This window comes from Dysgonomonas termitidis (assembly GCF_054657735.1).
This window is the reverse complement of record NZ_BAAHYD010000002.1, coordinates 2,861,717-2,876,430: the sequence shown is the minus strand read 5'-3', so window position 1 is coordinate 2,876,430 and position 14,714 is coordinate 2,861,717. Positions and strand designations below refer to the sequence as shown.

Annotated in this window: 11 protein-coding genes; all 11 read right to left on the bottom strand. The window is 38.8% G+C overall.

What is annotated here, in order from left to right; genetic code table 11:
- Positions 1-43: 43 nt before the first annotated feature.
- The gene (locus ACYQ3L_RS15960; RefSeq protein WP_380001241.1) at positions 44-592 is read right to left on the bottom strand and encodes an RNA polymerase sigma-70 factor; all 549 of its coding nucleotides are present in this window, start codon (positions 590-592) and stop codon (positions 44-46) included.
- 1,202 nt (positions 593-1,794) lie between these two features.
- A complete protein-coding gene (locus tag ACYQ3L_RS15955; RefSeq protein WP_380001243.1) occupies positions 1,795-2,451 on the bottom strand; it encodes a hypothetical protein in 657 nt (218 codons plus the stop codon).
- 24 nt (positions 2,452-2,475) lie between these two features.
- The gene (locus ACYQ3L_RS15950; RefSeq protein ID WP_380001245.1) at positions 2,476-4,755 is read right to left on the bottom strand and encodes a hypothetical protein; all 2,280 of its coding nucleotides are present in this window, start codon (positions 4,753-4,755) and stop codon (positions 2,476-2,478) included.
- 28 nt (positions 4,756-4,783) lie between these two features.
- Entirely contained in the window at positions 4,784-5,536 is a 753-nt protein-coding gene (locus tag ACYQ3L_RS15945; RefSeq protein ID WP_380001247.1) for a hypothetical protein, read from the bottom strand.
- Positions 5,537-5,796: 260 nt separating this feature from the next.
- Entirely contained in the window at positions 5,797-6,219 is a 423-nt protein-coding gene (locus ACYQ3L_RS15940) for a bactofilin family protein (RefSeq protein ID WP_380001249.1), read from the bottom strand.
- Between the two features lie 11 nt (positions 6,220-6,230).
- Positions 6,231-6,836, bottom strand: a complete 606-nt coding sequence (locus ACYQ3L_RS15935) for a porin family protein (protein ID WP_380001251.1) — start codon at positions 6,834-6,836, stop codon at positions 6,231-6,233.
- 248 nt (positions 6,837-7,084) lie between these two features.
- Positions 7,085-7,489 carry a hypothetical protein gene (locus ACYQ3L_RS15930; RefSeq protein WP_380001253.1) on the bottom strand — a complete coding sequence of 135 codons (405 nt, stop codon included), beginning with the start codon at positions 7,487-7,489 and terminating at the stop codon, positions 7,085-7,087.
- A 13-nt stretch (positions 7,490-7,502) separates the two neighbouring features.
- Positions 7,503-11,789 (bottom strand): T9SS type A sorting domain-containing protein, encoded by a 4,287-nt coding sequence (locus ACYQ3L_RS15925; RefSeq protein ID WP_380001255.1) that lies wholly within the window; start codon positions 11,787-11,789, stop codon positions 7,503-7,505.
- Positions 11,790-11,831: 42 nt separating this feature from the next.
- The gene (locus ACYQ3L_RS15920; RefSeq protein WP_380001257.1) at positions 11,832-12,263 is read right to left on the bottom strand and encodes a hypothetical protein; all 432 of its coding nucleotides are present in this window, start codon (positions 12,261-12,263) and stop codon (positions 11,832-11,834) included.
- A gap of 17 nt (positions 12,264-12,280) precedes the next feature.
- Positions 12,281-13,294: a FimB/Mfa2 family fimbrial subunit gene (locus ACYQ3L_RS15915; protein ID WP_380001259.1), complete on the bottom strand. Its 1,014-nt coding sequence runs from the start codon at positions 13,292-13,294 to the stop codon at positions 12,281-12,283.
- Between the two features lie 12 nt (positions 13,295-13,306).
- On the bottom strand, positions 13,307-14,701 hold the full coding sequence (locus ACYQ3L_RS15910; RefSeq protein WP_380001261.1) for a fimbrial protein: 1,395 nt from the start codon (positions 14,699-14,701) through the stop codon (positions 13,307-13,309).
- Positions 14,702-14,714 lie beyond the last annotated feature (13 nt).

The following is a 14,714-nucleotide window of genomic DNA, read 5'->3' as shown; positions in this document are numbered from 1 at the left end:
ATCCCTGTCAGGATCAATTAATTTAACCAATATTAACTATTTCTTATTTGAAGAATGATAACAATATGAGAAGATGGAGATAATCTTTAAGATTTTCCTTTAATATTTTTATCGCTTTAGTTAGGTGATACTCAATACTTTTTTCTGAAATATTCAAATCATGTCCAATCTCTTTATAAGTTTTATTCTTAAGTCTGCTCTTTATGAAAATAGTCCGGGAGGGTTCCGGTAATTGGTTAAGCGTATCCATTATCAAAGCCTCAAGTTCTTTTGCAAACAGCTCCTGAGGTTCACAGGCTTCCAGTGATGAGATATTTAATTCTGTAACCCTGCTTTGATGAGACTTAATTTCTGAGTGAGTCTTTTCTACATGTAATTTATGTTTCAGATAATTCAGGCATTTATGCTTTATTGTGGTAAGTATATATCCGGGTATGTTTGATGTATCGTCTAATTCTTTCCGTTTTTCCCAGTAATACATAAAGCTATCCATGACGATATCTTCTGCTGCTTCCTTGTTATCGACATAGCTAATTGCAAATAAGATGAAGCGATTCCGGTATACAGAAAACAACTCATTAAAGTTTTGCATAACTAGCTCATCTTTCAACATGAATGTCCAGGTTAGGTTATTGTAGAAATCAAATATACAAAATTTGTAAGAAACCAAGGCAATATCTAAAAAATAGCCAGGACAACCGCATTAAATTTGCATAAGCGATTTTATGTAAGCGGGATTTAAAAAGTTTATCTATATGTATATGATAGCTTTTAGTCTTTGAAGGAATTAATCAGCAAATTGGTAAATAGTGTACCAGTTTACAAGATGGAGGGTTCTTTGACGTAATGAGAAAAAATAAAATTGAGTAAAAAGTGTAACATGTGTACTTTTTTAGTTACAAGTTACTTCGCCCTTCGGGCAGTTACGGGTTACAAGTTGGTTTACTGTTAGCTGATATATCTGTTACTTTTGTTACCTTTTTTAAGAGTTACAAGTTACTGCGCCCTGCGGGCAGTTACAAGTTACAAGTTGGCTAGCACCCTATTTTGTTTCACGCAAAGACGCAAAGGCGCATTTTTTTTTACATCTTACGGGTTAATGACTGTTTACTGCTAACTGATATATCTGTTACTTTTTAACTATATATAGTTAATAAAAGTAAAAAATCGAGGATAAAAGAATGAAAAATGGATTTTACGCCTCAGGGTCTTTATGAAATAAATTTTTCATGAAGGAGATGCTTCGCTTCGCTCAGCATGACAAAAGAATTAGCTCTGCTGACCGTTGGTCTTAATTTTTCATTCTTCATTCTTAATTGTATTCTGTTACCTTTGTTACTTTTTAACTGAATATAGTTAACAGATATAAAAATAACGATTTAAAAACAGTAAGAAAAGTGTCAGAAGTGTCAGGTTTTAACAATATACGGTTAATTAATGTAAAAATAACTAATATAGACTCATATGACTGTTGATAATCTATTAATCAACTTCTTCACCCCATAGATCAATATCTGTAGGGACTCTATTCATACTTAAAATAATAAATAACCAGTATATAACCTGACATCCGGCCAAAAGAAAAAAATATGTGTCCATTGTCTGTTTTTTTAATCTTGTCAATTATATATAGGGAAATGGCTATCAAACCTCCTGCTAACACTCCATTTTTGTAAGAAGTATCGATGAAGGTCGTACCAGTGCCATGTAAAAGTAAGCAGGAACCTAAAAAACAGTAGGAGGATAAGATTTCATCTTTACTGGAATTCAGGTACCTGCAAGTTCTCAGATTGATTATTTCCGCCAGTTCCTTGCCTGTTTACGAAGCCGGTCGAGCGAGCTTTGGCTGGATTGTACGGTATCGGGCCTCACAATCTTTGGCGCTACGCCTTCGATCTTTACATGAGGTGTTTCTTTAGGTTTAGGCAACGTTGACAAGAATTTATTATATGCCTCCTGCAAATGAGTTGCTTCTTCCGCATTCAGGTCAATGTTTTGATAACCTTGAGCATAATGGACGGTAAAATTTTTCATCAGATTATTACTTAGAAAAGATAAATCTCCGCCAAAAATAACCCTTATGTCTGCGGTTTTCTGAGCAACAGTACTCATCCTTCTGGCTTTAGCATACCTTACTGCCCTAAGTTCGAACTTACCCTTATCCGTAACGCATTCGAGCTTTTCATTTTTGTAATATTCCACCGGGACTGCCTCTTCAAACACGGCATCAGTGAACATGTATTTAAGAGAAAGGTGTAAAAAACGGGCTCCTTCTTCCGATATAAAACGAACAGAAATCATAGGTTCTTTAAACCGGGGTTTCTTTTGTAGTTTACCCAACGATATATTTTCCCACTCCGAAGTTATCGAATTTTTGGAATCCGTTTGTGAAAAAGCTGCCAAGGATACAGCCATGAACCCTAGTGTTAATATAATTCTGATATAATTCATACTGTCTTATATTTATATATTATGTTAATATTTACTTAGCCGTGGCCATAGGTTGACCCTGTCTGCCAGTTCGCTTACTTCCGAATCCAATCTTATTCTATTGTATAGATCAGGATTCAACTTGCAGGCGTTTATCAGTCTTTTGGCGGCCTCTTTATCATCTTTTTTACGGGAAAATATAATAGCCGATAAATACTCATTTTGCGGAGATTCCGGTAATTTATCCAATACAGTTAAAGCCTTATCGTTATACCCCAGACATACCAGGCATAAGGCCGTATTATAGTCACCATAAGCCGCCAATATTTCAAGAGCGTCCATATATTCCCCGTTTTTTAATAAACGGATTGCATCGGCATAATCTTCACGATAAGTAACCTGGATAGTATCTTTTTCAATATCAGTCCTGCACAGCTCGATAAAATAATCAATACGATTTAGTTTCGGGTATATTTCATCCCGGATAATCCTGTAATCTTCAGGATATATTTTTTTGATAGTTTCTTCCGATTTGTCCGGATAGACGGCATTCGTTAATGTATCCAGTATAGCAGCCTTATTAGGCAAATCATTCCGCAATTGGATTTCTTTAACCAAGGCACTCCAATCCTCTCCTTTAGGCTTAACTACTAAAGGTGCGGCAATCTTATTTTTCAAAAAAGCGGAAATAGCATTTCCCCGGCGCAGTGATTGTTCGTAGTTAGATTCCCAATCACCTTGTAAATCTACGCTACATTGTATAATTATACTATCCACTGAATATTCAGGCTTGGCCGCATAAGTATTGTACGCTTCCACTAATTTATCAAAAACACCCTGATTTATACTCTCATCAAACTGATATGATTTGCGCGTCTTGTAATCTGGCTGTACACTTCCTTTATCAAAGAGATATTTATGCAATTTCCTGCGGTCTGTGGCGAGATCACCATCCGCCAATTGTGATAATGAGGCTATAAAATAAGTCAGAGTATCAGAAGTGGGAAATACAAATACAGAGCGATCTATAGCCTCTGCCTTTGATTCCAGAACTATCTTCAGATTCTTCATACCGGGCCTTACCATCCATGGCTGACGATAATGGTAAATAACGTCATTCTCTGCTGTGATCGTCGTATCTATTTTCAATCCTTCCGGACCGGACCGGTAAGGGAATTCAACAGTTTCTTTAAATATATCATCTTTACGGTTTATATTAAGCTCATTCAGCACGATCTCATCTATCAGGTAGTGATGCTTTGCTATCCTGGCTGAATCTTCCCGCGTAAAAGCTTGCGCCTTCATGTCATTTAAGGTCAGCTTCTTTGCGTGTATCTCCCGATATTTGCGGGGCACATGGCTTCTCTTTAAGATACTATCTTTTTGTGCATGCAGATTAAGATCGATCGTAACACTATCGAGCCAGTGTAAAGAGAATACATCTTTCAGAAAATTCACATAGTCTTTCTTATATTTCTGATCGTATTTCTCATGTATACCGTCCCAGATTTTTCCGCTCTCTTTATTCTTTATTACCTGATTCTCAGCTTTACGCCAATATTTGCTATACATATGTTTTTTGTGACGCATAGCCAGAGCTTCCATACTCAAGAATTCCATTTCGTTCATCTTTTTCCAATTCTCGTAGTTCCTTACCAGTTCATATTGATTCCGATAATCTTCATAGTTGCGCCGTTGCACTTTATGAATTTCTTTGTACAAACTTTTCCAGTTTACGAACAAAGAATCGTAGGCTGAAGGATCGACGATGGTAGAAAGAAAGTCTTCATAAGCCTCATAATCCCCGGTTTGCTTATCTTTGAAGCCTTCTCCCACAAGGATGACCGTATCCAAGCGGCAGATAGAATCTCCGTCTATAAGCTTGGGTACAAGTACCAGCCGCCAATTAGGGTCTAAAACATCAATCGGTGCAATGATATTAAAGTCAAGATTAACCTTCCCATCGCGCTCTGGTGCAAAATATGATTTGACCTTTATAACTACTTCCGATAACTTATAAACTTTACTGGTATCTAATTTGGTCGCTTTACTGGCGAAGACTTCATTCTCTTCCAGAGATTGGTCTTCGGGATTTGTAAATGATACTTCTTCCGATATTGTCCGGGGTCCGCCCTGGCCTTGTAGTCCTCCGCTATTTACAAAATCTATTTCAGGCTTTGTCGTTTGCATGAAAAGCCGTTCTATTTCTATTTTGCCTCTCATCTTATTTGAAGAACAGGAAACAAACATAGCAAATATGGCTATCAACAAGAGCAACAATAATAAAACGGATGACGATATATTTGATTTAGCACTTTTTTTCATATTAATAATTTAGTCCTTGATATATTTTTTACTTTGGAGATATACTCAACCTCAGCCTAGGTATTTTGATACGTATCTGTTCGCTTCTGGAAGTCCCCGGATAGCCCAGGACCACTTCTGCTACTTTGGGGGCAGCGTCTTTATACGTATAATCGGGGTCGCATAAATATTGTTCCTCGACCACCCAGTCGTATCCTATATTTCGGGGGTTGGTTGTACTTTCAGTAATATTTTTTCTATAAAGGGTGTACTTCCCCTGCATTTCACCGGCTTCATTCACCTTCCCCAATGCTTCATACTTCAGGTTTCCGAGCTCGAAATTGAATGTTCCGGCCAGTGTATCATTCTTTACAGTTAACTTTAGATTATTAACGACATAAGATTCTACCGGAATTAACGACACTTTCCTACCTTTTCCTTTTATAAACTCACTTTTCCTTTGCCATTTATATTTTTCACAGTTAATAGTTACAACACCATTCAACCTATTATCTGCAAATGTTGCCGTTATGACTTCGCGTCCCGACCAGTTACCCCTGTCATCCTTGGGTAGAGACCACTGCCGCTTGTATTTGCCGTGAAGTATTTTTTTGCCCTCCGGATCTTTATAGTACTCGTAAGTGATAACACACCCGGTAATTCTATCCTTAAATTCTTCTGTAAGAATTTTTTTCCCGGACTCCGGTTTTCCTTTATCCCGGGTTTTACCTCCATCCGCCTGTAATGAGATGGCCACAAGCAGCCCACTCATTAATGTTAAAATAATTCTGTTCTTTATCATCCTGTTCTATCTTTAATTTCTTCTTAACTCAATCTTAATCAAATGAAAAATGTAGGAATTTATGAATTCCACAATCTTAAATAGTTATTCCGGTTGAAACAAATTTCAGAAACTCCATTTGCTATTGCTCTGTTTACCCTTCTGCTAACCTTCCCAAGAGGGGGGGAAGGTTAGTTGCAGGGTTGATTACATTGGCTTCCCAGCTTATATAATCACAACAGACTTTACAAAACTACATTGCGGTATCCATTCTATTTTTATTACTCATTTTCCACCATTGGTAATATACTGGTCTTGGCATCTTCAAGGATCTCATCTTCTTCCATCCTGCAATTGCCAAAGAAACTGGCTCCGGCTTCGATCTCTATGTTACGGGCTGTTATCTGCCCTTCATAATAGCATGAGGCACGCAAAACAACAACGTCAGAGACTATCACATCACCCAGGATCTTCCCAATGACTTCAACCGATTTTCCAACTATTTTACCTTTGACGCAGCCTTCAATGCCTATAACTACCTTACCGCCGCTATAGATATCTCCATGCACATTACCATCTATTCTAAAGTCATCTTCAATTTTGATTTCACCCTTCAGTTCTGCAGAACCGGAGAGAATACTAAGAGACCTTGAATCCGGATTCTGGCCATTAGAACCCTTATTTATTCTGTATTTATTAAACATCTCAATATATATTAAAAAAGATAACATAATGAGGCTGAATACCCTTTATTACAGACATACACCGTCTGATCGCCAAGCATTAAATTACGGCCGGCAAATCCGTGTTCATACCTGACATCCAGAATAATCTGCCGGGTCAGATAAACTCCGGCACCTATGACAATTCCATAATCGAGCCGGTGTCCTGCTTTCTCGTATATTATACTATTCCTTGAATCGCTGTCCTTTATGTTACCTGAGATAGCATAAGAAGTATATAAGCCCGCTTGTACAAAAGGTTTTATTTGTGCCGGGAACGGAGTCCACTCAACTATCAACGGCAACTTCAGATTATCTTCCATAAAATGGTAGGTAATTCCGGTATTGTTTCCCATATCGTTTTCCAGACTGAATTCCTGATTGAAATAAAGTATTGCAGCGCGAAAATTCAATCCGGGCAAACCTATAGGATGCTGGTAAGAGAGGCCTCCTTCAAAACCGGCTTTACGGCTTATATCCACTCCGGCATATCTTATAGCAGACGTATTGAGCCGAATCCCGGCTTGTACTCCGATAGTTTGGGAACCGGCTGTATATGTACCTGCAAGGAACAATATCGTGATAAAGAGTGTCTTCATAGCAGCATAAAAGTTATCATACCAAATAAAAACACCATAATAGTACCACATCCTCCAATCAGGATTGCTCTTATATCTATTACCGGATTATTACAACGTCTCCTGAGCACGGGCAACGCCCTTTTTCTATCCCTTCGTACAATATGTATATAATCAGATAAATTTTCGGAAATCATTACCATTTTGTTAATTGTTAATGAGTTATAATTTATGATGCCGGATTTGACACCGGTCATTATGTCTTTTTGTTAACAGAGCAACATCTCTAAACTCAAATGTTGGAACATATGAGGAATATCTTCCTCAGAGGCCGGATGAATATTTTTTCTGAACCTCGGAATCAAGCTGTCTTTCCAGAATGCGAATCCCTTACAGATCGTACGGCTGGCTATTAGCATTTCATTTTCCGAACTGTCGAGAACTGTGAAATGCGGATTGAACAAGCAAGGTTCCCCGTCCTTCACGATGACAATCAGGATACTGCTTCCTTCTTCCCGGACGTCTTTTATCTTGAGAATCATATCTACGTTGCAGACCGAGAATAAATTGAAAGCTGAACGCTCAAAGGCAAGCCAGTACCCATCGATCCGGTATAGGCGGATATGCTTGTCGTTAGACTTTTCCTTTTCCAATATTTGCTGAATGTTGCTCATATTTTTTTAATTTTTAAGGTGCTATTATTTTGCCAACTTTTATTCCTCCCTCCTTAGTATGCACTTTTACAATATAGATACCCTGATTTAGCGGTATGAATCTTACATAAAGGCTGGTATTTATTTTCATATCAGAAAATATACGGCGCCCAAGGACATCATATATCCGGATCTGTTCTATATTCCGGTTTGCATTAACTACCAACTGTTTATTATTGTATATGATACTTATATCGGAGCCCGGTTCCGGCTCTAACAGATTATCGGGCGATATTAATTGTAAAGCAAACCTATCGGCATCGATATATTCATTTTTAGAATCCACCGGACGTTGGGTAAAATCATAGGTATTATTCAAAACCAGATTTTGTTTAACTCCTAAATATTTATCAACAAGTACCGGGTATAAATTACTGGCAGATAAAAATCGATCTGCATTCTCGAAGGTAAGCGAAAGTGTATTTTTAGTATCAGAGCATTTTACTCCTATTCCTATTTCGCTAATTCCTTTTTCATATGCCTGAATCAGATTATAACTTTTGTTATCAGTAGCAATAAAGAATGTTTCCGGTATAGCATACCCTTGCGAACTAATCATTTTCTTAACATTGGATATATTCGATTCCGCTTTAGGCCCGTAGGATACAAGAACGGAACGATCACCTTCCGTCCCATTACCAGTAACGGACTTCAGATATAAGCTTCCCGCACTTAAAACTGAAGAAGAACTGCCGGCTGTAATTGGGCTTGTAAGAGCATAAGTTCCTTCGAGAGGAAAAAGCAGGTTTACCTCTTCATCCATAAGGGTGATTATAAACGACTGGTATGCTGGAATATAGTTGGAGTTTGAGAAAGAGTAATGTTTCCATGTACCATCCAAACTATTAAACAACTGGTATCCTGCCGTTTCATTTATTTTTTTCCTGGCAGCATCCGAATTGTTTATATCTAAAAAATGACCGGAGTTTATTTGTGCCAGGAACGGATTACCAATCATGGCCTTCAATGATGTGCTACTATTCCTTTTTACCTTTTGTTCATAGCCAGGGACCGAAGCAGGGGAACCTGAGACGGTAATATTGGGGGCTGTTCCGTTTTCTTCATAAATAAATCTATAAGCTTCGCTGCCACGCTTCATCCGCCCGAGAGGGGAATACAACAGTTGTAATGTCTGCGTGTTGAAGTAGAAGAACTTACTCTCTTTCGTAAACCTGTCGTAGCTGTGTCCCGGATAATAAGGAAGTTTTTCAGCACTCTCAAAATACGGGATTTCTATTATTCCTTTTAGACCTTCAAGATTGCGATGGTCTGCATAACCGACAGAGTTCTGATATAAAGCAACTTTTACAGCAATAGCATTGTTTGTTTCATTTAACGGCACATCATTAGCTGAGAACTTTTTGCTGAAATCACCAACTTCAATCTCTCTTCCTTTTATTCCGGTTTGGGGATCTGATAAAGCAAATCCGGCCTGCCATGTCAGAGGATATCCCGCAAAAGCAAAATCTCCTGTGGCCATTCCTTTCAGTGGAGCCGATAGTGCATACCACTTATCCCGTAGCATTGCTGTTCCCGAAATACCGGCATTACCAACCGGCTGATTTCCATAATTTACCCCGGCCATATTCCCATAATAACCCCAGTTATATTGGATATACGCTTTCTCATAAGTCAGTCTGTGCTGATATGCCAGCTCCGCTCCATATTCGAATGTTATGTTGCAGCATATAGGCATACCGTACACATCAACCGGCGTGCTATTGGCATCCAGCGATGGATAAACAGTTAAACCTCCCGGAATATATACGTTGGAACAAGAAACAGGTACCATATTCAGTGCTGTTCCCGATACATCAACCCAATTGGACGGATCGTTCCAATTATTGTTGGCAGCACTTTTTTTCCAATATAGTGTCTGACCACCTGCTACTATACCGATAGAGAAAACATTACTATAATAGGTTCCTCCATACTGATTGTCTGTAGTTGTCCGGCAGTAATAAGCCGGAGATGCAGTCAATATAGCCGGAGTATAGTTAAGTGCATTATTCGTGCCGGGAGCATCGGTCCAGGTTACATTGTCGGTACTTACCTGCCATTTGTAGCTAAAATCACCACTGCCACCCGAGGAGGCTTCTCCTTTTATTTCGGTTGGGATCTGTCCACTGCATACATACGGATTACCAGCCAATGTGCCGGCTGTCACAGCATCAGCAATTATATAGGGTCCAAAACCGCCGTATGTAAGCGGAGGATTAGTTACGTCCTGACTATGTGCATATACCACACCCGATTCTACATACCAGTGAATATAATAACCGGTCCTTTTATTTATATTTGCTCCGTTAAAAGAGACAGTCGTTTTCTTATCCGTATTAATACCATCAGGTATATTCAGATTCGTCCAGTCATTGACGGAAGTAGTGATTGCACTATAATTCTTTTCTGTTGTTATTATATATTTGGCTTTTACATCAAGCGGATCATAATTAACCCCTGTACCTGTATGATTTATATTCAAGGCCAACTCTACATTTTTATTTGATGCCGATGTCAGGAATATAGACTTATTGGGTGAAGCGGTTACTTTAATATGTTCATTTATACCCGTATCATTACTTACAACTCTTTGCATACCTATCCTGCGGATATAGCCGGGTAAGGCGATACCTTTCCAGTTCCCGTTAATAAGAAGGACATCAGAATACACACCTATCTGCTTACCTGTCACTATAGGTAAAACTATATAATAAACATCGCCTTTGATTAAGGTAGTGGGCGCAGAAACTACAGTAATTCCGTCTGCCGCCAGAAATTTAATCCCTGTAAAATTACTTGCCGTCCCGGCCTGAAGTTTAAACGTAAGATTACTCATAGATTCATTGTCTTTGTATTCCATCTTTATCCTATAAGCATTGTTCCATGCTTGTTGAGCCGTATAACCAACCTCAAGAGGAGTTGACGCATAATCAGTAAAGGCAATATCTGTTTTCAAAAGTGGTAGCTCTATGTCTCTTGTACTACCCTGATTTCCTATAACGGTGGTCACTACCGGCATATAAGGACGCCCGTTACTATTACTGGATGCATCGGTAAAGAATGTTGTAAGCTGTTCAAAATGTGCATTGAAAACAAATTTACCGTCCGCACCGGTTCTCCCAACCCTCACCTTTTTCAAATCATAGTCAATCCCCAGCTGGGTAAATATATTTGCCAGACCTGTGGTTTGCGTCAGATCGAGATAAATATTCGCATCAGGCTGATAATCTTCAGTATGCACTGTGATTTTTGTTTTGTTCGGATCGTTTATATAAGTTATGTTTTTTGCTCCTGCCAGTGCCAGATCAGGAACTACCGTATTTGTTTCCCCTGCTCCATAACCTTCTATAGTTGCAGGTGGCAATGATATTATTGCGCTATTATCCGCATAACATCCAATAACTCCGCTTCCGGTCGGACACCCGCTTCCGATACCTGCCGCATGACGTTTCGAGCTGGCTGTTACATCACCTCCATATATTAGGATTATCCCGTTATAATATGTGTACCATCCACCACCAATACCAGCAGCATGTCCTCCATTAGCTATTACCGTTCCACTGGAAATAATAATATTCCCTCCGGCTGTATTTTTATACGACCCACCATTACTTCCTGCATTACAGGTAATTGAAGAAGAAGTCCCTTGCCCATACCCGGAATTAAAATTAGGTGCGCCAATAGCAGCTCCACCTCCTCCACTACCGCTTGCACCGACTGTACATCCAGCAGTTAGCTTTCCGGAAGAATTATCATCAGGATTATCAGCACTGATATGTATCTGCGCACCCTGATTTACCTGGATAGCGCAATAGTTATTTTGTGTATACGTAAGGGCGTTGATTCCTTTCAATATAAAATTGACTTTAGTAACAGGATTGAGATTAGATCGGTCATTTTCTCCCAGAACAGTGATACACGATACATCTGTACTGGTTCCCTTGGTTGAAGTTCCCGTCAACCCTGTCTTTGATGATGTAATGGATACATTGTCCAATGTGACAGTACCATGGTAACCGGATTGAATTGTGATAGTATTAGCCGTGGTTGTCCCGGTAATAATATAATTACTGGAAGAATTACCCGGTATAGTCAAACTTCTTAAACCTATATTGTGTGTAACCACAGTCTGCGCCTGCACGGCTGTCGTTATAAATCCTAACCACAGAATTGAAAGTACCTGTACCAAACGTTTTCTTATGCCTTTCTGAAGAAAAGAACCGTTAGAAAATATTTTATGTAAAACAGTAAAATGTTGCATATTTCTTTACATTTATTACTTCACTACTAGGATGAAAATATGTTACTTATTTTTTGTATAAATCAGTAAAATCTTAATTTCCTTTGATGTATTATAGGGATTAGAACTATTGAACTCCATGTATAACTTGTCGTCGAGTACAGCCCATTCAGCGATGAACGATTGTCCGGATGAAAGGTCAAATCCCAGAAAGTTCCCATCCACTTCGTATTTCACTTCCTGATTTTTCGTCTCATCTTCTTTAAGACATATTATATTTTCTTTGATCTCTATTCCGGAGTAAAATTCACCGTAACTACTGGAGCTATCAATATATAGCGTACGTCCTGCATCATCAACACAAACATTCTCCAGTACCCATTTCCCTTGCAGTAAATCCTTATTATTTTCTTTTGTCTGCGCAACTGCGAACAGTGAGATACTGAAGAAAATAATCAGTAAATGTGCCTTTGAACATATATTTTTAGGTTCCATAGACTTGCTCTTTTAATTTATTCAAATATTATCTCCTGATCGATGGGATCAGCCCAATCCTTAACAGTTATATTTATACTTAGATTTGTTTCCGGTTCCCCCCTGAAAGTGACTATGAGTTGTATGATCCGGTTAATTTTAGGTACAAAAGATATCTCGATGGGAGTCTTCCCGAAGTAGCTCTGTCCTTTCAGCGGCATACTGGTACGCAATCGCAATTTGTGAGTTGTGGTATCTATATGCTGTGTTTCGAAAGCATCAGACCCCCTGTGCGCCGGAACTATAAAATTTACAGTGTCGGCTTTTAATTGGGCATTAAAGTTGAAATACTCCCTGACCGGTATATTTCCCGAGTGGTCCGGATTGTCTTTACCGGGATAATATCCGCCAGACCAATCCAGCGTTGTAGGCACATCCAGCAGATCGACAAATGCATAATCATTTCTTCCTGAATGTATCTGGTCAAAGCCGGTATAATCCTTTAATATAACCTGTATTTTTGCCACATTCCGGTTCATCGTAGCTTGCTTTTCCGTCTTCATATTTTCGGTTATAACCGTATTTGGTAACGACGCGTATCTGAGTTCTGCCGGAGTTTGTGCTAAAAACTCATTTGCTGAAGTGGTAAAACCCGTTTTCCACATAGGATAAGTATTTGCTCCCCCATAAGGTGGAAGGGTTACTTTTCCGGCTATATCCGTATTACATGTCAAAAGCACAAGATTCGATATACCCACAGGCATATAAGTAGAAAGCTTATTATCATTTCTGACTATATTCAATTTCTTTTCTACAAACTTATCAGTGCTGGTAAACACATATATTAAAGCGTTATTCAGGAATACAGGATCGGTACCTGACTTTAAAGTCATCGTGATATTTGTCTCAAGAGGTTCTTCTTCTCCCACGATTTTATCTCCGTCGCATCCGGACAAAAGCGCAATTAAGGCGAATATGACAAACAACCCGAATGCTTTCGTAAATGAATCCATGCAATTAAAGGATAAGCTTATAATGATATTTTTATTCATAATCATTTCTTTTTACTTGTAAACATCTCCTGTCCAAGGGAAGAGATTCCGTCCCACTGTTTCTGTTATTTCAACTTCCGAATCTGTTGCCAGCGCATTCTTCAAGGCTGTAGGATTTCCGTACATACTTCCCAATCCTTTTATAGTAGCTGTGATCTGGTATTGATAATTACGCTTAACATAGTCATGATCTGCTGGTTTTCCCGCTTTAGGCTGATTTACTATTACCGGATAGTAGCACTTGAGAGTATTGAGACTGTTATCTTTAGAACTTTTAAAATTGTATCTTACACCTATTACCAGATAAGTGGGATAGCTACCGCTTTCATTCTCAAATGCGTAGAACCATAGAGGCGTCGCATTTGTACTAATATCATAATTAGTCGCTGTTATGGCTTCCATAAGATAATCTGCCGGCTCACTATCCTGATTCAGATTGTAAATCCGGGTTGAATTATTCAAAAAAGAATAACCTGTTTGACATCCATGACCAAACTTCTCGGTAAATCCAATCTGAGAATCAGCTGCAAATTTTGAAGTTGTCTTTGTATTCAGCATGAACACAGAATCTATCTGAAAGGTATAATCATTTGAAGGATAGCTAACCCCTTCAAAAGGCAGACTGGCAGGTAGGTCAAATTCAATTTTTCGTATGGCAATTCTTGCTGCCAAGCGCTCTATGTAGAAAGGGTTAGAGCCATCCAGCAACCAACCCTGACCCGGGTCAACGCCGTCGGGACGACCATTATTTGTTGTATATCCCAGATACTGGTGATCATATAAATTGTTAAGGGATACATTTTTTTTATAATTGCACATGGTAAGATTCATTTTCAGATTGGAAGGATTTATGCCTCCAATCGGTAAATCTTCGTCCGCATTCGGGGTTGTAGTCCCCGGATAAGGATAGCGTCCCTGTGTTGATAAATCTTCGTATTTCTTCAGGAAATCCTGGCTGTTGGTAACTGAGCTGAAATATTTATCAGGAGCATTTGCAATCACATAAATATCCCGTTTCCCCGCTGTAACGGTTATATCTTTTATTTCATTTATCTCTATATATTCTTTATCGTAAATTTGTCCGGTTACATTTTTTGTCTGACGGGCAACATATCCATATCCATCCAGTTTTCCTTCTTCCGACTCACCTTCCGATTTGAATACAAGCACTTCGAGACTGTATATCTTACTTTCAGCGCTTATATCCGGATTACCGGAAGATTTCTCTTTCCCTTGCTGAGGGGCATTAAGTAAAATAGAAAGAGAGGTTCCCTGTTTGAGACCTTCAGGAGCTGGTGATTCATCTCCGGAACATGAATACATAAGTGCCCCTGCCAGTATGCACATTAGCAGATAAGTATGTTTCTTTATATTCATTTTTTCCATTATCAATTTTCTTCTTTGCATTTGAGTCAGCGTC

Bases quoted from the DNA above. Each gene is read 5' to 3' on its own strand.
- ACYQ3L_RS15960 (WP_380001241.1), bottom strand. From the start codon at position 592: ATGCAAAACTTTAATGAGTTGTTTTCTGTATACCGGAATCGCTTCATC.
- ACYQ3L_RS15955 (WP_380001243.1), bottom strand. From the start codon at position 2,451: ATGAATTATATCAGAATTATATTAACACTAGGGTTCATGGCTGTATCC.
- ACYQ3L_RS15950 (WP_380001245.1), bottom strand. From the start codon at position 4,755: ATGAAAAAAAGTGCTAAATCAAATATATCGTCATCCGTTTTATTATTG.
- ACYQ3L_RS15945 (WP_380001247.1), bottom strand. From the start codon at position 5,536: ATGATAAAGAACAGAATTATTTTAACATTAATGAGTGGGCTGCTTGTG.
- ACYQ3L_RS15940 (WP_380001249.1), bottom strand. From the start codon at position 6,219: ATGTTTAATAAATACAGAATAAATAAGGGTTCTAATGGCCAGAATCCG.
- ACYQ3L_RS15935 (WP_380001251.1), bottom strand. From the start codon at position 6,836: ATGAAGACACTCTTTATCACGATATTGTTCCTTGCAGGTACATATACA.
- ACYQ3L_RS15930 (WP_380001253.1), bottom strand. From the start codon at position 7,489: ATGAGCAACATTCAGCAAATATTGGAAAAGGAAAAGTCTAACGACAAG.
- ACYQ3L_RS15925 (WP_380001255.1), bottom strand. From the start codon at position 11,789: ATGCAACATTTTACTGTTTTACATAAAATATTTTCTAACGGTTCTTTT.
- ACYQ3L_RS15920 (WP_380001257.1), bottom strand. From the start codon at position 12,263: ATGGAACCTAAAAATATATGTTCAAAGGCACATTTACTGATTATTTTC.
- ACYQ3L_RS15915 (WP_380001259.1), bottom strand. From the start codon at position 13,294: ATGAATAAAAATATCATTATAAGCTTATCCTTTAATTGCATGGATTCA.
- ACYQ3L_RS15910 (WP_380001261.1), bottom strand. From the start codon at position 14,701: ATGCAAAGAAGAAAATTGATAATGGAAAAAATGAATATAAAGAAACAT.